This window comes from Planococcus sp. RAB007_Raresut (assembly GCF_057369535.1).
The window spans coordinates 622,469-648,078 of record NZ_JBXYIF010000001.1; the positions used below are offsets into that span (position 1 = coordinate 622,469).

Below are 25,610 nucleotides of genomic sequence, written 5' to 3' on the forward strand. Positions count from 1 at the left end.
AAGAAATAATAACCTATACCACAAAAAAAGAAGCCGCTTTGGGCCTCTTTTCAGCTATATTTTTTCAACGCTTCCTGTTTCGCGATTTCTTTATCACTGTGCGGATATTTTGTGGCTCCAATAATTTGATAATCTTCGTGGCCTTTTCCGGCAAGAATAATGATATCACCAGGTTCTGACTGCTGAATCGCATGTTTCACCGCTTCTTCACGGTCGCCGATGCAGGCATAATTCGGATGGGCCATTCCAGTTTCCAAATCTTTCAGGATGCTGTCATATGCTTCATCTCTCGGATCATCAGTAGTTAAAACGACATAATCCGCAACTGATGCTTTTTTAGCCATATTCGGCCTTTTCGATTTGTCCCGGTTGCCGCCGGTTCCCACAAGGAAAATGATTTTATTTTTTTTGAATCCTGTTACGGCAGCCAGTGCTTTTTCAATGGCGTCAGGTGTATGGGCATAATCCACATAAACGGTTACAGGTGCTTCAATCGCCACTCTCTGCATACGGCCCTCAACTGGGTCGATCGCCGCCAGTGCCTCCAGTATATCTTTCAGCTTGAAGCCTTCCGCGTATAGAGCAGTAATGGCCGCCAGTGCATTGGACACATTAAAATGGCCAAGCAATTTCATGGTCACCTGAAATTCACCTTCCGGGCAATTCAAACGGAAAGACGTTCCGGATTGGTCCATGGAAATTTCATCGGCTTTAAACTGAGCATCTTTTTCCAAGCCATATGTGAAAATCGGATGGGAAGTCATTTTTGCAAATTGCTCAGACCAAGGATCATCAGCGTTAAGTACTGCCCGTTTCTTTTCACGAAGGTCCTGTCCTAATTGGGCGAACAGCAATCCTTTTGCATGCCCGTATTCTTCCATTGTCCCGTGAAAATCAAGATGGTCATGCGTAAGGTTAGTGAAAATCGCTGTGTTGAATTCTACTCCGGCCAGTCGGCCAAGTACAAGTCCATGCGAAGAAACTTCCATTGTCATATGCGAGCAACCAGATTCTTTTGCTTTAGCTATCATTTTCTGCGTTGTTAACGCATCGCTCGTTGTATTGGCAGAAGGATGCATTTCCCCGTTGAGATTGAAGCCGATTGTTCCGGTTAAAGCCGATTTTTGCCCTAGCTTCATCAACATTGAATGGAGCATGCCGGCAACACTCGTCTTCCCATTTGTGCCAGTGACTCCAATCATTTGAATGTCTTTGGAAGGATAATCGAAAAACTTCGAAGCCAATTGTCCCAGCGCCCGTACGGTGTCTTCCACGATCAGCACCGCTGGACCATCAACTTCAACCGGTTTTTCGGAAAGAATAAGAGTCGCTCCGCATTTTGTCGCCTGTTCCGCGAAATCATGGCCGTCGACCGTATAGCCTTCGATGCATACAAATAGAGATCCAGGCACTGCGTCCCTTGAATCCATTGTGATATGTTCTATTTTTTCAGGCAGCTCGCCTGAAATCAGTTTATAAGGAATATTTTCGAGTAACTCCCTGCTATTCATGAAAATCCTCCTAATCAGGAAACCAGCGGTGACATTACATAAGCATAAAGCAATGCAGCCGAGGCTTTCAGTGAATCTGTATGGGTCCGTTCATAGGAATGCGAAGCTTCTATTCCCGGACCGAATAGTGCGTGTTTTACATCATAACCCGCACTGATCGCCGCTGATGCGTCTGATCCATAGTATGGATAAATATCCACTTTATAATCGATGTTATTTTCTTTGGCTAAAGATATCAGATGGCGGGTCAATCCATAATGATAGGGACCGCTGGAATCCTTGGCACAAATTGATACCGTGTATTCATCCGAAGATTGTCCATCTCCAATAGCGCCCATATCGACAGCAATATATTCTTCTGTCTGCTCGGGAATATTCGAGTTGCCGCCATAACCGATTTCTTCATTATTAGATATATAGAAATGCGTAGTGTAAGGCAGTTTTTCAGAACCCTCGCTTAAATGTTTAACCAATTCGAGCAATAAAGCCGTGCTCGCCTTATCATCCAAATGACGGGATTTTATAAATCCTGATTCTGTTGCGGCAAACCTCGGATCAAATGACACGAAATCGCCTACCTCAATACCAAGTTCCCTAACAGCATCTTCTGAAAACGCTTTTTCATCAATTCTTACTTCCATATTATCTGCATTGCGTTCAGCAGTGCCAGCATCTTTATAGACATGGACCGTTGTTTGATGAAGCAGGATGGTCCCAGATACAGTTTTTCCGGAAGCCGTATGTATCAGACAGTTCTCACCTTCTACCGCATTGAACTTAAAACCTCCCACTAATGAAAGCTTTAAGCGGCCGGATGGTTTAATTTCTTTCACCATGGCACCAAGTGTATCCACATGTGCCGTCAATAATCTGTGGCGCTCATCATTGTCGCCTTTGATAGTGGCTATGACGCCGCCTTTATTGGTTGTAGTATAATGGACGTTCCAGCTGTCCATCATTCTTTTGATCTTATCCATTATTTCCATTGTATATCCGGAAGGACTCGGAATCGATGTCAATTCGCCCAAAAGTCCGATTGTTTCTTTCGAATTCCATTGATGTGTCATGCGTGACGCCCCCTTAATAGTTTAATCATATCAAAATCAGGCGTTTTCGCACAGTCCTGTCTGTAGTATTATTAATGAAACCACGTGAAACCTGAGGTGTAAGATGAAACTAACCAGTCCAAACAGCCAGAAAAACTTATTGTTCCTTCATATCTTCGGCTTTGCCAGTATTTTGCATATCTCACTCAATATCATATTCAGTTTCAATGCAGCCGTGTTTGCGCCTTTAAGCGGACTCCTTATCTATATAGCTCTTTTACTTTTCAAAGAGCGCTTGTCTGAGCACGCTCTTCGCTCACTGTTGCTGTATGCCATGAATATATATATTTTCATTTTGAATATAGAGTCTTTGTCAGCTATTACCCTTATCTATTTTGCTGTTCCTTTACTGGTTGCGGCATTATCGGATGAGCTCAGGGCCATTACAGTTCTTGTCTCAGCCACGGTCTTGGAGGCCCTAGTGCTGATCCTTGTTTTCGGCCAACTGGAACGAACAACTAGCTTGCACTATAATCATCTCTCAATATTCACTTTCCTGGTCATAGTCATTCTTCTCACTTTTTTCCACACCTTCTATTTCAGCCGATTGTGGCAGCAGATGCAAGACCGCAATAAGTCAATGGAAGAAGCGCTCATTTCCCGTGAAGGTTATCTGCAATTGTTTTTCGAAACCGCCAAGGATGCAATGGCCGTTTTTGATACAGACAATCGTGTCATCGCCATAAATCCCGCATTTGAAGAACTGTATGGATGGTCGGCGGAAGATTCCTACGGTAAAAAAATCAAGCCCTATCCTCAAGAAAAAGAGGAAGTTGCGGATCTTCAGGCTCTTGAGCTGTTAAAAGGGAAAAGCTTCAACTTGCTTGATACCGTGGATATGAAAAAAGACGGCACAAAATTCCATACACAGATCACGTTATCCCCTATTTTTGACAAGAAAGGTAAAGTCATTGCCACATCGGTAATTTCCAGGGACATCACATACCAAAAAGAATCTGAACAATTGATACTGCAAAGTGAAAAATTGAAGCTTGCCGGTGAAATTGCCGCTGGCGTCGCACATGAAATCAGAAATCCGATGACTGTCATTTCAGGCTTTGTCCAACTGATGCAGCAAGATCCCAACCACCCTTATAAGCAGTATACAGAGCTTATCCATTCAGAATTGGAACGCATCGACTTGATCATCAGTGAATTTCTGGTGCTTGCAAAACCACAAGCCCCCTCCATAAAGGAATTCAGTTTGCGAAAAATGATTGATAATACCACCTTATTGTTCAGTTCCGAATTTAATTTGAAGGGTATTGTTTATACTGAAAAATGGAAGAATGAGCCGGATTATATTCTTACCGGTGAACAGCATTCATTGAAACAGGTTTTTATCAATCTGTTTAAAAACGCTGTAGAGTCCATCGAACCTGCCGGGACAATCCATTTGTCTGTCTCGCTTACTAACAGGACGATCTCTATCCGAATTGCAGATAACGGAAGCGGCATCCCACCCGAGAGCCTTAAAAGGATATATGAACCTTTTTATACGACGAAGGAAAATGGAACAGGGCTCGGTCTTCTTATTTCCCAAAAAATCATACAGGACCATGGCGGAGTGTTGAATATTTCGAGTGAAGCTGGAAATGGAACCACCGCCGAAGTGGTATTGCCGAAAAACTAAAAAGGAGCCATGGGCTCCTTTTTAGTTTGGCTTAATATATCAGTCGTCGTCTCGGTCATCGTCGTCATCCTGCTCGAATTTCAGGATTTTTCCATCGGCTGCGTTGATTTCAAGTTCAAACTCTTTATTGCCATCGACGATTTCAATATCGTAATGCTTGATACCGTCATCGTTGTCCATATCGAGTTCCACAACTTCTCCACCGCCGGTTTCTTTCAAAGCGATTTCTGTAGCTTGTTCAGCGGAAATCATGTTTTCTGCAGAAGCTTGAGTGCCGTTGCTGTTTTCAAGATCCACTTCACGGTCGTCATCATCGTCATCGAGACGATCACGGTCCCGCTCCAGCACTTCGCCAGTGAATGCATCGATTTCATAATCATATTCATAATCATTGTCTTGAATTTCAACTTCATATTGCTGTCTGCCATCGTCTTCATCCAATTCAGTGCTTATGACTTTCCCGTCGGAAAGCGCCAGTGCTATCGATGAAGCTTTTTCAAAACCGATCAGTTCCTCTGCAGCTGTATTTTGAGTTTCTGTTGATTTTCTGTTTTCTCCCCCTGGTAAATCGACTGAATCATTATTAGCCAGCACAATTCCTCCAAATGCCAATACACCTGCAGCTGCCGGGAATAAAATAAGTTTCTTAATAATTTTTCTCCTCCTCAATTTGTTATACCTTTATCATATCCGCTCCATCTGAGCGCACGCTTAAGGCAAGATGAGAATTTGATGAGAAGTCTATGAAGATTTTTTAATCCATCATTCTAGTGTCTAGACTTCAACGGCCAACTCCTCGAGTCGTAAGCCACTTTGTGTCTAGTCTCCAGTGCCTAGCTCTTCGGGATATAAGTCAAATCAGCTGCGTGGCACAAACCGCCCCTACGCTGATTCGTCTTATACCTGTCAGAGCTAAACAGGCACTTCCGCTTTTCGAGACTGCGCGGCTGAAAACGCGCCACTTCGCTATTCCGTCTTATGCCTTTCAGAGCTTAACGGGTGCCATCGCTTTTCTTGTGTCCAGACTCCGGCGACCCAGCTCTTCGGGTCATAAGCCAGCCTAGCTGCGTGGCGGAGCGCCACTTCGCTATTCCGTCTTATGCCTTTCAGAGCTTAACGGGTGCCGTCGCTTTTCGGTACTAATCATCCCAGTCTACAGAAAGTGTCTCCCCGCGGATGGCGTGGATTTGAATAGTTGCTTCCTGATCAGTTTCGTCATTTTCAATTTCAACCAGGTAATAGCCGCCGTCTTGTGTTTCTGTGAATTCCACTTCCTGAACTTCGCCTTGCAATGTTTCCTTTGCAATCAATACAGCTTCATCGCTGGTTATGATGCGTTCGGGTTCCGGTGGTGTTTCGTCTTCAGGCTGATCCGAATCCGATTGTGTGATTTCTTCTTTTGAGATTTTACTGATTTCACCGGTTTCCGCTGACAAGGTTACAATTGAAACTTCTGTTTCACCCGCTATTTTTATTTCATACTCATTTTGTTCCTTTAGATAACTGATTTCGTCAATACTTCCTTGAACTTCTTCGAGCGCTATTTCTTTCGCTTGTTTTTCAGTCAGGGTTTTTGAAGGACCCGTTTTTTCAATCAGCTCCACTGCAGCAACCTGGCCGGATTCACGGTCGACAATCGCACTGTATCTTCCCACATCTGTTTGGAACTCCACTGTAATTTCATTTCCATCAAGAGTTGCCGCATTTGCAGTTCCGCCATATAACTCGGTGACTTTTGCCGAGGCTTCAGCTTCATTCAGCCTTTTTTCATTGTCTGTGGAATTAAACAGGAAGAAAACAATGGCAATTCCTAAAATGATTGAAGCTGCTATCATAATCCATTTTTTCATCTTGATCCCTCCTGCTTCAATTCTACTTCGGGAACATTAAAATCTGATGAGAAAATGACAGAAACTGTTGTACCCAACCCCTCAATGCTTTCAATCTCCAGTTTTAATTCCAGCAATTCAGCTAACTGTGCAGCCAGCGACAATCCCAGTCCAAATCCTCCCGTTTCCCTGGTCCGCGCCTTGTCGACTCGATAAAAACGGTCAAACACATATGGAAGCGATTCTTTCGGGATGCCGTCTCCATAATCTTTGATCTGGACTAAGGCAGTGCCATCCGCTTTCGCACTTACCTCAATTCGGTCCGAACTGTATTTACGCGCGTTATCAAGAAGGATATACAGTAACTGCTTGAACTTTACAGCGTCAGTCAGAACAGTAAAAGGTTCTTTCTCCACTTCTAGAATGAATTCACGGTCATATGATTGGTTAAAAGCTGTTATCGTCTCGTTCAACAATGCTCCTAATTCAACTTTTTCAAATTCAGGCGCGGTTTCATTTCTGCGGGCGATCAACAGCAACTGTTCAATCATCTCTTTCATCCGGTCAGTCTCTGCACGGATGGCCGCTATACTTTCTTTGGCAATCGCTTCATCTTCCAGGCCCTGTCGCTCAAGCAGCCTGGCATAGCTGCCGATAATGGTCAGCGGCGTCTTTAGCTCATGTGAAGCATTAGCTACAAACTCTTCCTGCTTGGAATAGTTCTCTTCCAATAAAGCCATCATGTCGTTAAAGGTGAGGCCCATCTGCTTCAACTCATCATTGGACTGTTCAGCGACAGGCAGTTTCTGAAAATTTCCGCTCCGCTGAATGCTTCTCATAGTAGCGGTCAACGCGGCAATCGGCTGGGTCACAATTCCCGCCAGCACTGCTCCAGAAATGACCACTGGAATCATTGCAAGCAGCACAGCAGCAGCCATCACCAAACGCAGCGTTTCCAGATTTCCTGAAACTTCACGAAGCGATTTCGCAATCAGCAGATCCGCAACAGTCCCGTCTGGCCAAATAATCGGGGCTGTTGTATATGCAAAACGTTCGCCATCAACTATTATCGTACCGGACTTTTCTTCAGGTTGACCTGGAAATTGAGCCGCTACCTCCGGCGATTGGACCGACTCAAGCGACTGTCCTTCCTGATCCGTGACTTTTATCATTCCGGATACAGGCATATACGCGCGTAATATATCAGAAGGATCAACGGTTTCATTGGCATTGAAAGTCGACAGAAGGGCTTCGCTTACAGAATCGAGTTCGTCGACTTCTGTCGAATAAGCGAGCGAACTGAATGAGTAATAAATAATTACGGTGAGTATAATTAAAATCACCAATATCAGCATTGTCGTATAGAGATGGATCCTATTTCGCAGTTTCATTTGGCTGCTCCTTTAGGACATAACCGACTCCGCGTACAGTCTGGATATATGTCGCATGCTCACCGGCATCCACTTTTTTCCGCAGGTACCGGATATATACATCAATCACATTGGTGTCACCGTAATAATCGTATCCCCAAACAGCATTCAACACCTGTTCCCGGGTCAGTACCTGCTTCGGGTGTTTCATCAAAAACAATAATAAGTCGAATTCACGCGGTGTCAGTTCAATTTCCCGGCCATTCCTTTTGACTGAACGTGATATTTCATCCATCTCAAGCTCATTGAAACGATGGATTTCCGAATTTCCATTGCTGCTTGTACGCAGATTCGCACGGATCCTCGCCAGCAATTCTTCAATTTCGAATGGTTTTGTGACGTAATCATTGGCTCCAAGATCGAGCCCCGCTACTTTATCTTTCACTTCATTTTTTGCAGTCAATAGGATCACCGGTAAATTTCCATCCGATGCCCGTATTCTTTTCAATACATCCAGCCCATGGATTTCAGGCAGCATCAAATCCAGCAGTACCAGATTCCAGTCCTGCTCCCTGAATTTAATCAGCCCCTCCGAACCTGAATGTGCCACGCCGGTTTCATAGCCCTCGAATTTCAGTTCCAGTTCCAGGACTCTGGCGATATTCTTTTCATCTTCAATTATTAAAATGCGGTCGGCCATTCTAATCACCTCTTGAACTTATAGTATCAGTTCCAAAAAGAAAAAAGCGACCCGCAGGCCGCTTATTTCAATACTCCTCTGATATACTTCGCTTTATTCTTATAAGGCGGGAATAGAACATTGGTCGAAATTTTTGTCGACTTTTTCAAAATCGATTTCGCATGGGTAAAGTTTTCGAAACTCGTTTTCCCGTGGTAAGAATTCATCCCTGAAGGGCCGACGCCGCCAAACGGTAAGTAGGCACTCCCAACGTGCGACACCGTATCGTTGATGCAGCCACCGCCGAATGGCAATTCTTCAAGGAAGAAGTTGACGGCACGCTCATTTTCCGAGAACATATACGCTGACAGCGGCTTCGGCAGCTGGCGGATTTGTCTCAGCAGCAGCGGCAAGTCCTGGTAGGTGATGATCGGAAGAATCGGGCCAAAAATCTCATCTTCCATCGATGGGCTGTTCCAGTTGATATTATCCAGGATTGTTGGTTCGATATAGCGATTGGCACGGTCTGTTTTACCGCCGTAAATAATATTTCCAGATTCCGACTCAATCAATTCAGCCAGTCTGTCGAAATGAGACGTGGAAACGATTCTTCCATAATCCGGACTCGCTTGTGCATTTTTTCCGTAAAAACCACTGATAGCTTTCGTTAATTTCTTGATGAATTCATCTTTCACGGATTCATGGACGCAGACGTAGTCAGGTGCCACGCAAGTTTGTCCTGTATTCATCAATTTCCCCCAGGCAATCCGTTTGGCAGCCAAATCGATATCCGCAGTCTGGTCAACTATTGCCGGGCTTTTGCCTCCCAGTTCGAGCGTAATCGGCGTCAATCTTTCCGAAGCTGCTTTCATGATGACTTTGCCGACTTTTACGCTGCCCGTGAAGAAAATATAATCAAATGAAGCATGGATTAAATTAGTGACTTCTTCACGTTCTCCTTCTACTACACGTACATAGTAGGATGGAAATGCTTCTTCGAGAACGATACGGATTGCGCGCGCTACATGCGGCGTAGTTTCTGAAGGCTTAACAATTGAACAGTTACCTCCGATAATCGAGCCGATCAACGGCTCCATCACCAATTGGAACGGATAATTGAATGGCCCGATAATCAGAACGGATCCGTAAGGCTCGCGGATGACAAAGCTTTTCGATGGCTGAAGATGAAGAGGCGTCTTCACTTTTTCTGGTTCCATCCATTCATCGAGGTTTTTCTGCATATTCCCGATGCTGTCAAGCACAAATCCGATTTCTGTCGCATATGCTTCGAACTCACCTTTTCCAAGATCATGTTCTAATGCCTGTGTGATAATTTCTTCATTTGCCAGAATTGCCTGTTTTAAATTTTCCAATTGCGCTTTTCGGAAATCCGCGGAGCGGGTGGCGCCTGTGTAATAGAAATTACGTTGTTCCCCTATCATGCGTTCAACATCATTAGCGGTAAAGTTCATGAAAATTCCTCCTATTAAGGTCAAATTATTTATTTGTCAGCTGATCGATATAACGCTGGATGGTCAAGCCTTCTTCGAATGGAACCAAGGCCGTAGACATCGCTTTCATTTCTTCGAATAAACCGGATACTTTTTCAAAATCAGTCAGCTGGATACGTTCCTGCTGTTTTTCAGCCAAATATAGCTGCGACCAATTTTCCAGTGTCAAAACGCCTTTGGTTCCATAAATTTTAAATTGAAGCAATTCTTCTTGGCCGACGCCGCTCATGCCGGTTAATAATAACGGGGTTACGCTGTTTACCAGTCCATGGGCAATCAACCCTGTTTCGCAAAGTTCGGATTGTTCAGGATAATTGATTTGGTGTCCGTTCAATGTAATGTCACCAAAAATCCGTTGGATCAATTGCAGATAATGCGGAAATACTTCCCTGATAAAACCTCCTTCAAGCCTGGAACCGATCCACGGCGTCTGTTGCCACGCCCTAGGCCACTCAGGAAAGAAAGTTTGCAGTTCGATTCTGATGATGTCACCGATACTTCCATTTTTTGATCGTTTAGCCATTTCATGCACTGCAGGACTATACATCAACGGGAAATGCATCGCAGAACGCACCCGATTTTCCGTTACTGCCGCCACCATCTGCTCGCCGGCTTCAACATTATGCGCCAGCGGTTTTTCGCTCAATACGTTTAAGCCCGCGTCAGCTGCCTGCCTGGCGATGGAAGCATGGGAAGCCGGCGGGGTTCCAATATAAACCCAATCCGCTTTTGAGTAAAGAATTTCGTCTAAGCTGCCAGCTAATGGCACATTGTATGTCTGCTCCAATTTTTGCAGCCGTTCGAAATTTTCATCGTAAACGGCCACGATTTCCACGCCATCTTCCTGCTGGATTTGCTTAATGATCCGCTCGCCCACTATCCCGGCGCCGATAATTCCAATCGAAATCATGAAATCCCTCTCTCTAAGGCCAAAAGGCTTATTTTCGTATCCTCTGTTTATTAGTGTACCCTTTAAGGGTATGGAATAGTCAAACAATTAAACCAGTAATTATTCCAAGGAGGACGTTAATGATGAATGAAACTACTAATTGGTGGGAACCTGTATTCAGCGGAGAATTAGAAATTGGATTGAACAAGGAAAAACTTGAAAATGTAGATGAGGAAGCTTTTCTTTACTATGGACAGCATAACCAGGAAATGGAGTCACAAATTTAATTGGCACTAACTAGCGCATCCCGTCACAAGCCTACATAAAAACGCCTTTTTCAATTTTCAATTGAGAAAGGCGTTTTGCTGTTTCCTCTTCTTAATCTCTCACATAAATACTAAATTCGTTACATGGCCTTTTAATTGCAAGCCCTGTCGCTTCAAAATATAATAAGTTAATGAAAGAGGCGATATCCCTATGAAAAAATTAAGCGTTCTGCTGTTTCTCCTGATATTAACGGGTTGCGGTCTTTCCGATTCCATCGATACCGGCGGAAGCAGCAGCCAAATACCGGTAGAAGTCCTTTCCATCATTGACGGTGACACGATCCGAATACTTTACGATGGTAAAGAAACTACAGTGCGATATTTACTTATCGATACCCCTGAAACCAATCATCCCCGCCTCGGTGAACAGCCTCTCGGAAAAGAAGCGACTGAAGAAAACCGAAGGCTAATTGAGTCGGGGGATGTCAGTCTTGAATTTGATGTCGGTGACCGCTTTGATGATTATGGCCGGTTGCTTGCGTATTTGTATGTCGATGGTGAAAGTGTGCAGCAACAGCTCCTTGAAACAGGTCATGCCCGGGTAGCATATGCATTCCCTCCGAACACGCGTTATCTCGAAGATTTTGAAGAAGCGGAACAATCGGCTAAAGAGAAGGAAATCGGGATCTGGGAGTACGATAATTATGCAACAGAGCGCGGCTTCGACAGCGACTCAATATCAGAAAATGAAACCCCCGATTTGAAACCCAACTCTGGTGATTGCGATATCAAAGGAAACATAAACAGGAAAGGCGCTAAGATTTATCATATGCCCGGCAGTTCTTCTTATGAACAGACAAATCCAGAAGAATGGTTCTGTTCAGAACAAGAAGCCCGCGAAAATGGTTTTCGAAGCAGCGGCCAGTAGAAAGGAAGAATTTCCATGCAAACAATTGTACTTCGCATTGACTATCAATCCTCCAATAGAATCGAAGAACTGCAGAAACAAGCCAATGCTGGCAGTGTGAAGAAGAATGTCTCTTTACCCCCTCACATCACCTTGCAATCTTTTACACAAACCACTTCCGCCGATTTGATAAAGGCCATTCAGCCAGTTGCAGAAAACACTGCCCAACTGAAAATCAACTTTGCTTCAATCGGTTTTTTCAAACAAAAAGGCACATTCTTCCTTGCACCGGTTCACACAGCGGCCTTAAATAATATTCACCAATCCATTCAGCTGGCAACGGTTGAGTTCACCGATACAGATGCTTTATATCAACCGGATCGCTGGGTTCCCCATACAACTGTCGCAAACGGTATAGCTCCTCAATTTTGGGGACCCCTTTTTTCCCGCCTGTCAATGGAGTTCCAGCCTTTAACTGCCACTGTAACTGCAATCGAATGCTGGAGTATCCATGACGGACAAACTGAAAATGAATGGAGCCTTTTCTTCGAATAAGATTAATGTTCCTGGATATTTTTTCAAAAGTTATTTAAACAGTTTTTTCACTCGACATATTGACTTTTTCTTTAGGCAAGCTATAATTATAAATGTCCTTGAAATTGCGATTCCTTAGCTCAGCTGGGAGAGCGCTACCTTGACAGGGTAGAGGTCGCTGGTTCGAGCCCAGTAGGAATCATTGGGTGCCAAACCCGCAGCAGATTTTAGGAACAGAATCTGCTTGAAAAAAACCGTTCACCTTCGGGTGGCGGTTTTTTTATTGCGATTTTTCCAGAGAAAAACCCCCGAAACACTCCATGAGAGAGCGTTTCGGGGGTTCTTTTATGCTTCAGTTGTTTTTGGTTCTTTTTTATCACGTGCCAGCCATTGAATCGCAAATAATACGACAAAGACAGCAGCACCGATTGTATCGGATAAACCTTCAGGGTAAATCAACGCGATACCGGTTACAAATGTGATAATCCTTTCAAACCAGTAAAGCTTGCGGTACCAATAGCCAATTAATCCGGCACCGATTGCAATCATTCCGGAAATGGCTGTTATCAGTACCCATATCAATTCCGGCCAAGTCGTATCGATCATCAGCAAGGATGGCGACAAAACGAACATATAAGGAATGATAAACGCGGCAATGGCCAATTTGGCGGCATTGAAACCGGTTTTAATCGGTTCTCCACCTGATATGCCTGCAGCAGCAAAGGCGGCCAGGGCAACCGGTGGGGTGATATCCGCGATTATACCGAAATAGAACACGAATAAATGGGCGGATAAAGCGACGACTAATGGTGTCGCTGCACCTTCGGGATATTCAAGCATCAGCAATGTGATAATTGCCGGAGCTGCGATTGTAGATGTGATAACATAGTTTGCCGTTGTCGGCGAACCCATACCCAGTACAATTGCAGCAAGCATCGTGAAGAATAATGTCAGCAGGACGTTACCGCCTGATGCGGAGACCAGACCATTGGCAAGACTCAGTCCAAGGCCGGTCTTAACTACAACTCCGACAATAATACCGGCTGCTGCGGTTGCCGCTGCTACAGCAAGCGCAGTTCGCGCGCCATCAACCAAGGCATGTATCATATCTTTAAAATTCAAGCGAGTTTCTTTATCAAATGAACTAACAACGATTGTCAGAACAATCCCCCACAATGCAGCCTGCATTGTCGGAATACCGATCAACAGGAAAATGATGATGGCAAAGATCGGCGTCAGCAAATAGATTTTCTTCAAAACTTCTTTGCGGTCCGGCATCTCTTCTTTTGATAAACCTTTCAAACCGATCCGCTTCGCTTCGAAATGCGTCATGATCCAAACACCGGTGAAATAAAGAAGTGCTGGTATAGCTGCTGCTTTGGCAATTTCCCAGTACGTGACGCCTCCGATAAATTCAACCATCAGGAACGCTGCCGCACCCATGATCGGCGGCATCAATTGCCCGCCTGTCGAAGCTGCTGCTTCAACTCCGCCGGCAAATTCCTTTTTATACCCCAATTTTTTCATCATCGGGATTGTATAAGAACCGGAAGTAACAACGTTGGCTACCGAGCTTCCTGAAATCGTTCCCTGTAATGCACTGGAGAAGATGGCCACTTTTGCGGGTCCACCTGTTAAATTACCCGCGAGGGATACAGCCAGGTCATTAAAGTATTGCCCTACTCCTGTTTTAACAAGGAAGGAACCGAAGAGCAGGAATGTAAAGATAAAGGTAGCGGAAACCCCAATCGGTGTTCCCAGAATTCCGTCAGTCGTATAAAACATCAACTGGATCAGCGAATCCATATCCTGCCCTCTGTGCCGAAGGAATCCAGGGAAATAAGGACCAAAAAACGCATATGTCAGGAATAACGCGGAAATGACAGTAATGGGCATTCCAACTGCTCTTCGTGTGGCCTCAAGAACCAGCAGGACAGCCAGGACACCAACGATGAAATCGAGTTCCGTAACCCGTCCGATGCGGTATACTAAATCTTCGTACATAATCGGCCAATAAGCGCCGACTCCTATGGATAATAACGCAAGAATGTAATCATACCAGGCGACTTTATGGCGGATCCCTTTGCGTTTACGGGCTGGAAACAAGATGAAGATCAGGGATAGCGCGAATCCCAAGTGAATGGAACGCTGGATATAAGCTGTGTATTGGCCGAAAATTGCTGTATACAATTGGAACAGCGCAAAAGCCAATAAGCCATAGAATACAACATGCTTCATCATGCCTGATAAGTCACGTGTATTTGATTCCGGATCGTACTTCTGCAGAATCTCTTTCTGCTTTTCTTCTGAAATATATGTATCATCTTCCGGCGGCAATTTTTGCTCTTCTCTTTCTTCCGGCGGTAATTTATTGGTCATCAATATTCACTCCTTTTAATTGCTGGAAAAATGACAGCCGCTGAATACGGAACGTATACGTCTTTCCTCTGACGAGTGTCTTTTTCATATCGTATTCTTTTCCGTCTTTGATCAAAGACAAACCGGCATCGACGTCTCCGATCAGTATGCTGAATTCGGGAATTCGCCTATCCATATTTTTAATAAAATACTTACCGTCTTTTTCGACAAATACTTCCCCTTCTCCTGCATTAGAAGGCATTCCAATATTAAAATCCTCATATTCCAGTTCAGTCATTTTCAAGGTGTTATCAGGAAGAACCTCGAAACTTTCATAAACCTCGGATAAATGGATGGAATGTGTATATTTTATCTGAAAACGGGGCTGAGTCAATAGCGAATAAGCGACGAGGCTATCTGTCTCGTTATTGATGAATGTAATGCTTCTTTTTAGTGGGATGAATATGGATGCGGAGCTGATTAAGATGAGGACTATCAGAATCAGAAGAAAACGCTGCTTTGAATCTATTCGCATAGTTCATTCTCCTCCGTTGTTAAAAACAAATAACGACGATAAAGCTTGCGCTTTATCGTCAATTATTTTGCATTAGCTTATTAATTTACTTCATCAAAGTACTTTTGTGCGCCTGGGTGGATATCGATTCCGATACCGTCAAGAGCAGTTTCAGATTTGATGAAATCAGCTTTAGCGTGCTGGATTTGATCTGTATTTTCATAGATCGCTTTTGTAATGTTATAAACAGTATCTTCAGACAGGTCATTTTGAACGACAAGCATAGCCAATACCGAAACTGTTGGCACTTCTTCCGTCAGGCCATAAACACCTGATGGTACAGTGTCATGCGCATAGTACGGATATTTTTCGATCAATTCGTTCGCTTTGTCTTCAGCAACCGGTACGATTACTACATCAGATGTTGCGCTCAAGCTTTCAACAGCTCCAGTAGGTGTACCTGCTGTGATGAAAGCAGCGTCGATCTGCCCTGATTGAAGGCTTTCCTGTGATTCACCGAAGTCAAGGTTCTGAGCATCGATGTCATCCATTGTCATGCCATGGATTTCGAGCAATTGCTCAGCGTTGATGTAAGTACCCGATCCAGGTGCCCCGACAGAAATTGATTTCCCTGCAAGATCCTCGAAAGAAGAAATTCCTGAATTCGCAGTTGTTACCAACTGGATAGTCTCAGGATACAAAGCGCCGATTGCAGAAACTGAATCGATCACTTCGCCGTCGAACATATTCGTACCTTCAGAAGCATAGAAAGCTGTATCCGTTTGAACGAATGCAATTTCTCCCGTGCCATCTTTCAGTGAAGTCATGTTCGCTGCAGATGCCTGTGAAACTTCAGCAGTTGTATCAATGCCTGTTTCGTCTTCAATAATCTGAGCCATTGCTCCGCCAAGCGGGTAGTAAGTTCCCGTTGTTCCGCCAGTTAGGATACTGATGAATTCAGGATCCGATGAACCGCCGCTTTCTCCGCCGTTTTCTGTATTTGTGTCTGCAGAATCATCTCCGCATCCAGCAAGAAATACAGATCCAGCCAAAGCAATTCCCGCGAATAAACCAAACTTCTTGTTTACCATAATTTGACCTCCCCTTAATATGTTTTTACATGTTTCTATCATCATAATACCATGACTTTATATCCAAATGTCAATGAAATTGAGAATTCGCAACCGCTTTCATATGAATGCTGGTAAAGCCTTTAGGTCTCTGCGCCATCCACATGCATCTCAGGAGCAGTTTCCTCCGGCGAAATATCTTTGAAACCTTTTCCTTTTTCTTCGAGATCACGTTGCCGGTGAGCAATTCTGGCACTGGCACATGCCGCGATGCTTGAAACCAGATCATCCAGGAAAGTATGGACTTGTCCGCCCACTTTTGTATCCAGCTCACGTATGACGCCGATTTTATTGCGGTCGAGATGTCCGAATGTAGTAACCGCAATGCTGCCGTATGTCAAAACGGCTCCAAGCCCGATCATTTCATCGACGCCAAACAGCCCTTCATCCGTATCGACAATCTGCTGCAGAGGACGGGATAGTTTTCCTTGCTCCGCCAGCTCATCCAATTCCACGCCAACAAGAAGTGCATGCTGCATTTCTCTTTTCAGCAAAACGCTTTCCACCGATTCAATACAATGTGATAACTGAAGGCCTTCATTGTAAGGTTCCTGCATTTCAAATACGATTTTAGCAATTTCTTCAATTGAGACCCCGCGTCTTTCCAACGCTTCGTGTGCCGCTTTCGTCACTTCGTCCGAATGTACACGGAATTTACCGCCATCCATTCCTTCCATATCAAAAACCCCACTCTCTGTATTTGTCGCTTGCCCCCTCATTATACCTTGCAGTCCGAATATGATACAATTTTTATACAAATCCCACCAAGGAGGCTTCTTCATGAATACAGGAAAAGTTGAAGATATCACCATTTACAGCGAAGAATTAAAGGAAGATATGCAATTATTGGTTTATCTCCCTTATAATTATTCACCTTTATACAAATACAGCCTTGTAATCGCGTCAGATGGCAAGGATTATTTCCAGTTGGGCAGAGTGCCGCGTATAGTGGATGAACTGCTGGAAAAACGTGAAATCGAAAATATAATTTTTGTAGGCATTCCATATAAGAGCGTCGATGACCGCAATAAAAAATACGAGCCTTCCGGCGAACAGCATGCTGCCTATTTACGTTTCCTGGCGCATGAACTTGTGCCTTTCCTGGATGAAAAGTACCCGACTTACCAAGTTGGCATGGGCCGGACATTAATCGGAGATTCCCTGGCCGCCACTGTCAGTATGATGGCCGCATTGAAGTACCCGAATATTTTCGGACGTGTTATTCTTCAGTCTCCTAAAGTTGGCCCAGAATTGCTCGATGCCGTTTTCAACTTTAATTCTGCTCATGCCTTTACCGTTTATCACGTAATCGGCAAGGGAGAAACCGATGTTAAATTGACTAACGGGGAGACAGCCGATTTCCTTAAACCCAACCAGGAACTTCACCAATTATTGAAAGAAAAATCTTTCCCTCTATTCTATGAAGAATTTGATGGAGAACATACATGGAAATATTGGCAGCCGGACCTTAAACGCGCCTTAGTTCAAAATTTCGGTGTATAAGATGGATTCGCAATTTTTGAGATTCTTTTGTTATACTGTAATAAGATAAGATCTTTAATATACGAGGAGGGCTATTTATGAAATATGGTGTTGCAGCATTTCCATCAAAACAGTTACAGGACATCGCCAATTCTTACCGCAAACGTTATGATCCTCATTATGAGTTGATCACCCCTCATATCACTTTGAAGGAACCGTTTGAAGCGGACGGCGCAGAAATTAAAAAAATTGCAGAAGAAATGGCAAAAATCGCTAAACGCCAAAAGCCTTTCAAATTGCACGCAACTCGCGTAAGTTCTTTTTCGCCTGTTACAAATACTCTTTATTTCAAAGTTGACCCAAATGAAGAATTGCTGGCACTGCATGGGGATCTGCATTCCGATTTCTTTGGCGGGATGCCGCATTATTCTTTCGTGCCGCACATTACGATTGCCCAAAAATTGTCTGACTCTGAACACTCGGATATTTTCGGACAACTGAAAATGGCAGGAATCGATCATGAAGAAACAATCGACCGCTTCCATCTCCTATATAAACTGGAAGATGGATCGTGGACAGTGTATGATACGTTCCGTTTGACTGGAGATGAAGAGTAATTGCAGAAAGTCAAAATAGCTGAAAGTGAACTCGAAAAAGAGCAGGCTTTTGAAATCCGGCGTAAAGTTTTTGTAGATGAGCAGCAGGTGCCGCTACATATTGAAATGGACGAGTATGACGATGAGGCAACCCACTTTGTCGGTTACAACCTCCAGCAGCCGATTGCTGCGGGGCGCATCCGTGAAATTGAAAGCGGTATTGGAAAAGTCGAGAGGGTATCAGTGCTGCAGGAATTCCGGGGACAGCATGTCGGTGTCCTTATGATGGAAGCAATGGAAAAATACGCCCGCTCCGCGGGGATGTCGAGCCTGAAACTCAACTCACAATCCTATGCCATCCCCTTTTATGAAAAATTGAATTACACCGTGACTTCTCCGGAATTCCTCGATGCAGGAATCCCGCACAGAACGATGGAAAAGAATTTGCATGCATAAAAAATCCAGCCCTGCTAAAGGGCTGGATTTTTTCATACTGTCGAGATACATCAACTTCTACAATCATTTCGCTGCAAAACTTTCAATGTCTCGAAGCTAGCGATGCGACTAGCGATGCGATGCAGATACAGGGGAACTCATTCTGCATTGAAGACATTGGCCGAAGCTTCTTTGCGACGAAGAAGCGCAGCGATACAGGAGCACATCTTGGCACTTCGCCGCCTGCTGCTACATTTTATATCTGTAAAAACGTGTGAATATCTTTCTCAGAAAACAAAAAGAGTTAGACTGCTTCTTTGTAGAAAGCGATTCTGAGATATGGAGCAAACCAGCGAGACTCCCAAGGGAGCAGAAACGGAGTTGGTTTTCCAACTCCGTTTCGAGCGAAGTGCTGAGATCCACTCGGGCGAAGTGGACCGAGACCGAGTTAGCTCAGTGCGAGCCAAGCGTGGCCGAAGTCCTTCCGGCCGGCGCTTTGCGACGAAGCTAGCGCAGCGATGCAGGAGCACGGGTTTCAGGAAAGCGAAGCTGTTTTGCGCAATATCGATTGTTTACATTTATCTTTCTGTACTGAAAAAAATCATTTTATTAAAGCACATGATACCCACTATCGACGTGGATGGTTTCACCGGTAATGCCGCGAGACATCTCGCTGAAAAGGAAAACGGCTGTATCGCCTACTTCTTCCGGCGTTGTATTGCGGTGAAGCGGCGCTTTTTCTTCGATTTCATGAAGAATCGAATTGAAATCGCTGACTCCTTTGGATGACAATGTACGGATCGGGCCCGATGAAATAGCATTTACACGGATTCCCTGTTTGCCAAGGTCTGCAGCCAGGTAGCGGACCGACATTTCAAGCGCAGCTTTGGCAACGCCCATGACATTGTAGTTCGGCAATACCCGCTCCCCGCCAATATAAGTCAAAGCAACAATGCTGCCGCCATCGGTCATCAATGGTTTAGCGTATTTGGAGATGATCGTAAGTGAATAAGAACTGATATTTTGGGCAAGTAAATAGCCTTCCCTGGATGTATCTGAAAAATCTCCCGACAGTTCTTCTGTTTTAGCGAAAGCGATGCAATGAGCTAGCCCATCAATTTTGCCGGCTTGCTCTTTAATAGTACCGAAACATTTCTCAACATCTTCATCACTTGTTACATCGCATGGCAGAATGATTTCATGCTGGCCGTCGAGTGTTGCAACCAAATCGCGGACTGATTTTTCAAAACGCTCCCCTGCATATGTAAAAATCAAATTAGCACCCGATTGATCAAGCGAGCGGGCAATTCCCCAAGCGATACTGCGTTTATTTGCCACTCCCATAATGACGAAAGTTTTGCCTTTTAACGAAATTGACATTGTCATACCTCCTGATTTCTGTTTATTACCTGGTACTAATATTACATCATAAAAAAGAAAAGTGCAATTTACACTTTTCTAAAGGTTGCTCAGGAATGTGGTCGCCAGTCCCAAATAAATTAAAATGGAGATAATATCATTCAAAGTAGTTATAAAAGGCCCTGATGCGACAGCGGGGTCAATATTCAACCGGTGGATTAATAAGGGAATAAACGAGCCTGCGAGTGTAGCGACAAAAATGGAGCCTGCCACTGCTGTTCCGACCAGCAGTCCGATTAACAGCTCGCCTTTCCAGAAATAGACTAACCCTACAACCACTACCCCACAGACAAGTCCTGTGATTAAACCCGTCCCCGCTTCACGAAACAGCAGTTTCATTTTGCTTTCTTCTTCTATATCGCCTGTCGCGATGCCTCGAACGGCTACAGCAAGCGCTTGCGTGCCGCTGTTCCCCGCCATTCCGGCGATCAGTGGAATAAATACTGCCAGAAGCGCCACTTGATCCAGAGTTGACTCGAACATGCCCATCAAATTTGCGGTCAGCATTCCCAGGAATGTTAAAAGAATCAGCCAAGGCAACCGCTTTTTCGCTGCGCTGAAAGGTCCTTTATCGAAATTATCCATATCCGAGACAGCAGCCAGTTTGGAGTAATCGTCTGATGCTTCTTCATCGAGAACATCGATAATGTCATCGACAGTGATAATGCCGAGCAGGTGGTCCTGAAAATCGACTACCGGCATCGCCAGAAAATCATAGTCTTTGATCATACGGGCAACTTCTTCCTGGTCTTCTCCTACAGAAACACTTACCACGCGGTCGTTCATAATCAATTCAATCAGTGTATCTTCTTCGGCAATGATCAAGTCCCGCAATGTAACAATTCCCGCAAGCCGTTTTCCTTCATCTATAACAAAAACATAATAGATTGTTTCAGCATCCGGTGCGGCGTTGCGCAAAATATTCATCGCGGAACGCACAGTGGAGTTTTTTGGAATGGCAACAAATTCGGTTGTCATGATGGAGCCGGCTGTATACTCTTCATAATGAAGAAGATCTTTTATTTCCCTGGCCGATTCCTTAGGCATGATGGTCAGGTAGCTTGCCACCTGGTTCTTATTGAGATTATTCAATACGTCTACCGCATCATCCCGGTACATAAAGGACAACAGATCCGCGGCATACATGGAATTCATTTCTTTGAAGAGGTTTTCGTATTCATCATCATCCAGTTCAATCGCTTCGAATATGTCCGCCATTTCCTTAGGAGAGAGATACTCGTATAGCTTTTGACGGGTTTCGAGCTCCGCCTTTTCGTAAAATCCTGCCTGGTCGTATGGATGGTGAGACAAAAATTCTTCCCTGAACCTCTCCAAATCTCCCTCTTCTAGCAGCTGCATCAGCATTTCTTCATTTAAGTCTTCGTCACGCACTGTTTTTTCTTCCAGCATCATGGCTCCCTCCTTTCGAATTTGCGGCTCTCCGCTTTAGTAGTCTATACGTTACACTATAAGTATGTATAGTGAAATTTTAAGCAATGAGGTGTTTTTTATGAAGTTTGACATTATTGGTGATATTCACGGCTGTTTTGATGAGCTGATGGATTTACTCGAAAAACTGGGTTACCGGTTTGAAGACGGTATCCATATCCATCCAGACGGCAGAATGCCGGCTTTTGTCGGTGACGCGATGGACAGAGGACCCGAATCACTTCGGGTAATGCAATTACTGTTCGCGAGACAGGACCGCGGCATTCTCCACTATTCCCCTGGCAACCACTGCAATAAACTCTATCGCTTTATGAAAGGCAATCAAGTTCAGCTGGCACATGGCCTGGAAATTACAATTGCCGAATGGCAGTCCCTGCCCAAAGAAGAACAACAGAAATTTCGCAAAAGATATATAAGTTTTTACGAAGAGCTTCCTCAATACCTGGTGTTGCGTGATGATTTGATTGTCGCGCATGCAGGATTGAAACAGGAAATGATCGGTGTGCCCGTAAACAAAAAAGTTGCCGTATTTACTCTTTATGGAGATATAACCGGCAAATTCCATTCCGATGGCCGGCCGGTGCGGCGGGATTGGGCGAAAAACTATAAAGGTGAGCCATGGGTCGTCTATGGCCACACGCCTACAGAAGAGCCTTACCTTATCAACAGAACCGCCAATATCGACACAGGCTGTGTTTTTGGAGGATCATTGACAGCCTTCCGTTTTCCGGAAAGAGAGTTGGTGGCCGTCCCGTCCAAACAGCCTTACCAACCCGACCGCTTTCACCGCTTCATCTAATAAGCGACACCATGTCCTCCCGCTTAGGCGATTTAAACTTGAGCGCCTCACCTGTTACAGGATGTATCATTTCCAACTCGCGGCAATGAAGCGCCTGGCGGCTGATCAGCTCTCTGCTGCCCCCATATAAATCGTCACCTACAAGCGGATGGTCGATATGGGCCAGATGCACTCGTATCTGATGTGTGCGTCCTGTATTTAATTTCAATTGGATGTGGCTAAATTCCGGAAATACTTTCAGCAATTGAACTTCAGTTTCTGCAAATTGCCCGTCTTCCCGCACTTCCCTTTCAATAATACTGGAATTTTTCCGGCCAATTGGTGCTGTAATTGTAAATCGTTCCTGTTCCAATCGTCCGTGAACCAGTGCTTCGTACCGTCTGGACATCTTTTTTTCCTGTTGCTGAATCGACAGCATATGATGGATATGGCGGTTTTTCGCAATGCAGACAAGTCCGCTGGTATCACGGTCCAATCTCGTTGCGATATGCAAAGTCGCCGGAATTTCATTATCTTCAAAATGTTTGGCTACTATATTGGCCAGGCTGCCTGATGGGTGTTCACGGGAAGGAATGGTATTTTGCAAAGGAGGTTTGTCGACTATGAGGAGAGAGTCATCTTCAAAAACGATCTTCAACTCCCCTTCCTCCGCCTGCAAACCTTTTCCAAGCTCCTCTAACGGAAAAACAACGGTCACAGCATCTCCTGGTTCCAGGGGATGCCTGACCGTCACTTCATTGCCATTGACTGTTATTTGTCCGCCGCCATACTTTACCGAAGCAAGAGTCCTCTTCGATATACCCCAATTATGCAAGGCTTCGCGAAGCAGCCCTTTTTCGCCGGCAATATATTTCAATTCGAACGGTTTCATCGAGCTTCCTCACTGTCGATAAAGGAATCATGCACCCTTCTCCAAAACGGGAATGGACGGAACCGGGCGAATCTCACCTTTTGATCGGCTACTTTATATTCAATCGAACGCACATCTTTATGAAGCAATTGCAGGTGGTCGACTGTCACCATGAAATCCGGCGCCTTTACCGGACGGAGTGCGCATCGGTGATGTGCAGGCAGCACGAGTGGTGACCCGACTGTCCGGAAAACACGATTATTGATCGAGGCCATTTCAGTCAATTGCATCGCCTCGAGTGAAGGATGGATGATCGCGCCGCCAAGCGCTTTGTTATAAGCTGTGCTTCCTGATGGCGTTGACATGCAGAGGCCGTCTCCGCGGAACCGCTCAAAATGGCTCTCATTTAAAAGCACATCCATAACCAGCGTTACGTCCGGTGACTTTACAGTCGATTCGTTCATCGCCAGGTATACAGCAGGCTCTTCTTTATTGCGGTAGTGAATACTTGTTTCAAGCAATGGGTATTCGATGACCTCGTATTCTTTTTTCGCAATGGACAGCACCAATTTCTCTATTTCAATTGGTTTCCAGTCAGCATAGAAGCCCAAATGTCCTGTATGTATTCCGACAAAAGCCACTGAGGACAACTGGCTTGAGTATTTATGGAAAGCATGCAGCATAGTGCCGTCTCCGCCAATTGAAAGAACGATGTCTGGCTGTTCTTCATTCCACTCCATACCGAAGTCAGTCAAATAAGCACGTGCTTTGTCCATTAATTCATTTGATAAATCATCACTTCTCGACATTATGAAATACTTCATCTCTTCGTTCTGCCTCCTTCTTGATCATCTGGAAAGTGGGTTCTGGGTGAATCTTTGAATTCGGTGAAATACGCCTGCGCTTCCTGGATTTCGTCCCTAATCTGCGACATTTCTTCATCAAGCTGGAAAGCAGCTTCCGCCGCCCGCTGCAAGCGCAGCTTTATCTCATCCGGAAAGACACCTTTATATTTGTAGTTCAACGAATGCTCGATGGATGCCCAAAAATTCATCGCCAGTGTACGGATTTGAATTTCAGCCAGAATCAGCTGTTCCCCGCTGATTGTCTGTACCGGATATTCGACGATTACATGATACGACCGGTAACCGCTTTGTTTTTCCCGTGAAATATAGTCTTTCTCTTCTACGATTCGAAGATCGTTGCGGCTGCGAAGCAAATCCACGACAGTTTCAATATCGCCGACAAATTGGCACATCATCCGGATGCCCGCAATATCCTGTAATTCCGTCGCGAGTTCTTCTGAAGGCTCAAAAGGTATCCCTTTTTCAAGCGATTTATCATATATGCTCGCTATCGGTTTTACCCGCCCGGTTACAAACTCTATCGGCGAGTTGATATTATCGGTTTCATATTGTCTGCGCATGCCTTTGAACTTTATCTTCAGTTCGTCGACTGCCTGTTTATAAGGCGCTAAAAATCGATCCCATTGTCCCATAACCGGTCCCCCACTTCTGTCTCCATGCACCTTTTGCTAAATCTTTCAGCTTTAAAGCAATTTTCATTATCTAGTGATATTTTAACACAGCACTGTCATTCGTTGCAGTTTGACTGGAATTATCCCATAATAAAATCAAGTGAGGTGCTGAAGATGACGAAAGAACTCGAGATTGAATTCAAGAATTTATTGACTCGGGAAGAGTACATAAAGTTGTTGGAGCTCTTCGGACGTGAATCAGAAGACGCCCGTACACAAATCAATCATTATTTTGATACAGCAGATTATACATTGCGGAGTCAAAAATCCGCTCTTCGAATACGGGAAAAAGACCGGGAGATTGAGTGTACGTTAAAGACGCCTGCAGAAAACGGTTATTATGAAATTACAGATAAAATCGATTCACAGCAAGCTGAAAATATAATTGAAAACCGCAGCTTTCCTGCACTGGAAGTTAACGAGGCATTGTCAGAGATCGGTGTATCACCTGAAAACCTTGTTAAATTGGGAAGCCTGACGACACATCGAATTGAATTCCCTTATCAAAATGGACTTTTAGTGCTGGATCATTCCGAATATTATGGTACTGAAGACTACGAACTTGAATACGAGGTCGAAGATTATCAGGAAGGTAAGAAGCTATTTGAAGCTTTACTCGCTGACACAGGCATCCCTTTCCGTAATACAGATAAGAAAATTGCACGATTTATGGCAGCCGCAAAAAAGCAGTAAAAACACATAAAATTATTTAATTAAAATATTATCCAGACATAATTTGGAAATCGAATAAGCGATTTATTTGAGATATTCCTTAACCGTTGTTAGAATGAATTTACAGCTACAGC

At 44.4% G+C, this 25,610-nt stretch carries 26 protein-coding genes and 1 tRNA gene; 10 read left to right on the plus strand and 17 right to left on the minus strand.

What is annotated here, in order from left to right:
- Window positions 1-50: 50 nt before the first annotated feature.
- On the minus strand, window positions 51-1,511 hold the full coding sequence (locus AC2Q9J_RS03055) for a UDP-N-acetylmuramoyl-L-alanyl-D-glutamate--2,6-diaminopimelate ligase (protein WP_499037067.1): 1,461 nt from the start codon (window positions 1,509-1,511) through the stop codon (window positions 51-53).
- Between the two features lie 14 nt (window positions 1,512-1,525).
- Window positions 1,526-2,578, minus strand: coding sequence for a M42 family metallopeptidase (locus AC2Q9J_RS03060; protein WP_499037069.1), 1,053 nt, complete (start codon window positions 2,576-2,578; stop codon window positions 1,526-1,528).
- Between the two features lie 103 nt (window positions 2,579-2,681).
- Here AC2Q9J_RS03060 and AC2Q9J_RS03065 point away from each other — a divergent pair, with 103 nt between their 5' ends.
- A complete protein-coding gene (locus AC2Q9J_RS03065; protein WP_499037071.1) occupies window positions 2,682-4,250 on the plus strand; it encodes an ATP-binding protein in 1,569 nt (522 codons plus the stop codon).
- A gap of 39 nt (window positions 4,251-4,289) precedes the next feature.
- On the opposite strand, the gene AC2Q9J_RS03070 is transcribed toward AC2Q9J_RS03065, so the two are convergent.
- The 6 genes from AC2Q9J_RS03070 to AC2Q9J_RS03095 form a co-directional block, all read right to left on the minus strand.
- Window positions 4,290-4,919, minus strand: a complete 630-nt coding sequence (locus tag AC2Q9J_RS03070) for a PepSY domain-containing protein (RefSeq protein ID WP_499037073.1) — start codon at window positions 4,917-4,919, stop codon at window positions 4,290-4,292.
- Between the two features lie 470 nt (window positions 4,920-5,389).
- Window positions 5,390-6,100: a PepSY domain-containing protein gene (locus AC2Q9J_RS03075; protein WP_499037075.1), complete on the minus strand. Its 711-nt coding sequence runs from the start codon at window positions 6,098-6,100 to the stop codon at window positions 5,390-5,392.
- On the minus strand, window positions 6,097-7,470 hold the full coding sequence (locus AC2Q9J_RS03080) for a sensor histidine kinase (protein ID WP_499037076.1): 1,374 nt from the start codon (window positions 7,468-7,470) through the stop codon (window positions 6,097-6,099). Before AC2Q9J_RS03080 ends, AC2Q9J_RS03075 begins: the two co-directional genes overlap by 4 nt.
- On the minus strand, window positions 7,454-8,149 hold the full coding sequence (locus AC2Q9J_RS03085) for a response regulator transcription factor (protein ID WP_499037078.1): 696 nt from the start codon (window positions 8,147-8,149) through the stop codon (window positions 7,454-7,456). Before AC2Q9J_RS03085 ends, AC2Q9J_RS03080 begins: the two co-directional genes overlap by 17 nt.
- 62 nt (window positions 8,150-8,211) lie before the next feature.
- Complete coding sequence (locus AC2Q9J_RS03090) at window positions 8,212-9,600, minus strand: aldehyde dehydrogenase (RefSeq protein WP_499037080.1); 1,389 nt, start codon at window positions 9,598-9,600, stop codon at window positions 8,212-8,214.
- Between the two features lie 25 nt (window positions 9,601-9,625).
- Window positions 9,626-10,549, minus strand: a complete 924-nt coding sequence (locus tag AC2Q9J_RS03095; protein WP_499037082.1) for a Gfo/Idh/MocA family protein — start codon at window positions 10,547-10,549, stop codon at window positions 9,626-9,628.
- 122 nt (window positions 10,550-10,671) lie between these two features.
- Between AC2Q9J_RS03095 and AC2Q9J_RS03100 the strand changes: the two genes are divergently transcribed.
- The 4 genes from AC2Q9J_RS03100 (at window position 10,672) to AC2Q9J_RS03115 (ending at window position 12,437) form a co-directional block, all read left to right on the plus strand.
- Window positions 10,672-10,815 carry a hypothetical protein gene (locus AC2Q9J_RS03100; RefSeq protein WP_499037084.1) on the plus strand — a complete coding sequence of 48 codons (144 nt, stop codon included), beginning with the start codon at window positions 10,672-10,674 and terminating at the stop codon, window positions 10,813-10,815.
- Window positions 10,816-11,005: 190 nt separating this feature from the next.
- Window positions 11,006-11,722, plus strand: coding sequence for a thermonuclease family protein (locus AC2Q9J_RS03105; RefSeq protein WP_499037085.1), 717 nt, complete (start codon window positions 11,006-11,008; stop codon window positions 11,720-11,722).
- A 15-nt stretch (window positions 11,723-11,737) separates the two neighbouring features.
- Window positions 11,738-12,256: a 2'-5' RNA ligase family protein gene (locus tag AC2Q9J_RS03110; RefSeq protein WP_499037087.1), complete on the plus strand. Its 519-nt coding sequence runs from the start codon at window positions 11,738-11,740 to the stop codon at window positions 12,254-12,256.
- Window positions 12,257-12,364: 108 nt separating this feature from the next.
- A tRNA-Val gene (locus AC2Q9J_RS03115) sits at window positions 12,365-12,437 on the plus strand.
- A 143-nt stretch (window positions 12,438-12,580) separates the two neighbouring features.
- Here AC2Q9J_RS03115 and AC2Q9J_RS03120 read toward each other — a convergent pair.
- The 4 genes from AC2Q9J_RS03120 to AC2Q9J_RS03135 all read right to left on the minus strand — a co-directional run bounded on the left by AC2Q9J_RS03120 (window position 12,581) and on the right by AC2Q9J_RS03135 (window position 16,905).
- Entirely contained in the window at window positions 12,581-14,614 is a 2,034-nt protein-coding gene (locus tag AC2Q9J_RS03120) for a TRAP transporter permease (RefSeq protein WP_499037089.1), read from the minus strand.
- Window positions 14,604-15,128, minus strand: a complete 525-nt coding sequence (locus tag AC2Q9J_RS03125) for a DUF1850 domain-containing protein (RefSeq protein WP_499037090.1) — start codon at window positions 15,126-15,128, stop codon at window positions 14,604-14,606. The genes AC2Q9J_RS03120 and AC2Q9J_RS03125 overlap by 11 nt, the downstream gene beginning before the upstream one ends.
- Window positions 15,129-15,208: 80 nt before the next feature.
- On the minus strand, window positions 15,209-16,198 hold the full coding sequence (locus AC2Q9J_RS03130; RefSeq protein WP_499037092.1) for a TAXI family TRAP transporter solute-binding subunit: 990 nt from the start codon (window positions 16,196-16,198) through the stop codon (window positions 15,209-15,211).
- 122 nt (window positions 16,199-16,320) lie between these two features.
- Window positions 16,321-16,905, minus strand: a complete 585-nt coding sequence (locus AC2Q9J_RS03135) for a phosphatidylglycerophosphatase A family protein (protein WP_499037341.1) — start codon at window positions 16,903-16,905, stop codon at window positions 16,321-16,323.
- Between the two features lie 112 nt (window positions 16,906-17,017).
- Between AC2Q9J_RS03135 and AC2Q9J_RS03140 the strand changes: the two genes are divergently transcribed.
- The 3 genes from AC2Q9J_RS03140 to AC2Q9J_RS03150 all read left to right on the plus strand — a co-directional run bounded on the left by AC2Q9J_RS03140 (window position 17,018) and on the right by AC2Q9J_RS03150 (window position 18,771).
- Window positions 17,018-17,740: an alpha/beta hydrolase gene (locus AC2Q9J_RS03140; protein WP_499037093.1), complete on the plus strand. Its 723-nt coding sequence runs from the start codon at window positions 17,018-17,020 to the stop codon at window positions 17,738-17,740.
- Between the two features lie 77 nt (window positions 17,741-17,817).
- Window positions 17,818-18,336: a YjcG family protein gene (locus AC2Q9J_RS03145; RefSeq protein ID WP_499037095.1), complete on the plus strand. Its 519-nt coding sequence runs from the start codon at window positions 17,818-17,820 to the stop codon at window positions 18,334-18,336.
- Entirely contained in the window at window positions 18,337-18,771 is a 435-nt protein-coding gene (locus AC2Q9J_RS03150; RefSeq protein WP_499037097.1) for a GNAT family N-acetyltransferase, read from the plus strand.
- Window positions 18,772-19,359: 588 nt separating this feature from the next.
- Here AC2Q9J_RS03150 and fabI read toward each other — a convergent pair.
- Together fabI and mgtE are read right to left on the minus strand one after the other, a co-directional pair.
- The gene (fabI, locus tag AC2Q9J_RS03155; RefSeq protein ID WP_499037099.1) at window positions 19,360-20,130 is read right to left on the minus strand and encodes an enoyl-ACP reductase FabI; all 771 of its coding nucleotides are present in this window, start codon (window positions 20,128-20,130) and stop codon (window positions 19,360-19,362) included.
- A 78-nt stretch (window positions 20,131-20,208) separates the two neighbouring features.
- Window positions 20,209-21,579: a magnesium transporter gene (gene mgtE, locus AC2Q9J_RS03160; RefSeq protein WP_499037101.1), complete on the minus strand. Its 1,371-nt coding sequence runs from the start codon at window positions 21,577-21,579 to the stop codon at window positions 20,209-20,211.
- A gap of 100 nt (window positions 21,580-21,679) precedes the next feature.
- On the opposite strand from mgtE, the gene prpE reads away from it, so the two are divergent.
- Window positions 21,680-22,417: a bis(5'-nucleosyl)-tetraphosphatase PrpE gene (gene prpE, locus AC2Q9J_RS03165; RefSeq protein ID WP_499037102.1), complete on the plus strand. Its 738-nt coding sequence runs from the start codon at window positions 21,680-21,682 to the stop codon at window positions 22,415-22,417.
- Here prpE and AC2Q9J_RS03170 read toward each other — a convergent pair.
- Genes AC2Q9J_RS03170 through yjbM form a run of 3 tightly spaced genes read right to left on the minus strand, consistent with a single transcriptional unit; the run spans window position 22,410 to window position 24,765 of the window.
- Window positions 22,410-23,288 (minus strand): RluA family pseudouridine synthase, encoded by an 879-nt coding sequence (locus tag AC2Q9J_RS03170; RefSeq protein ID WP_499037104.1) that lies wholly within the window; start codon window positions 23,286-23,288, stop codon window positions 22,410-22,412. The two genes, prpE and AC2Q9J_RS03170, sit on opposite strands and share 8 nt — an antisense overlap.
- Window positions 23,285-24,091, minus strand: coding sequence for an NAD kinase (locus AC2Q9J_RS03175; RefSeq protein ID WP_499037105.1), 807 nt, complete (start codon window positions 24,089-24,091; stop codon window positions 23,285-23,287). Before AC2Q9J_RS03175 ends, AC2Q9J_RS03170 begins: the two co-directional genes overlap by 4 nt.
- Window positions 24,088-24,765: a GTP diphosphokinase gene (gene yjbM, locus AC2Q9J_RS03180; RefSeq protein ID WP_499037107.1), complete on the minus strand. Its 678-nt coding sequence runs from the start codon at window positions 24,763-24,765 to the stop codon at window positions 24,088-24,090. Before yjbM ends, AC2Q9J_RS03175 begins: the two co-directional genes overlap by 4 nt.
- A gap of 153 nt (window positions 24,766-24,918) precedes the next feature.
- On the opposite strand from yjbM, the gene AC2Q9J_RS03185 reads away from it, so the two are divergent.
- On the plus strand, window positions 24,919-25,497 hold the full coding sequence (locus AC2Q9J_RS03185; protein ID WP_499037109.1) for a CYTH domain-containing protein: 579 nt from the start codon (window positions 24,919-24,921) through the stop codon (window positions 25,495-25,497).
- The last annotated feature ends 113 nt before the right edge of the window (window positions 25,498-25,610 follow it).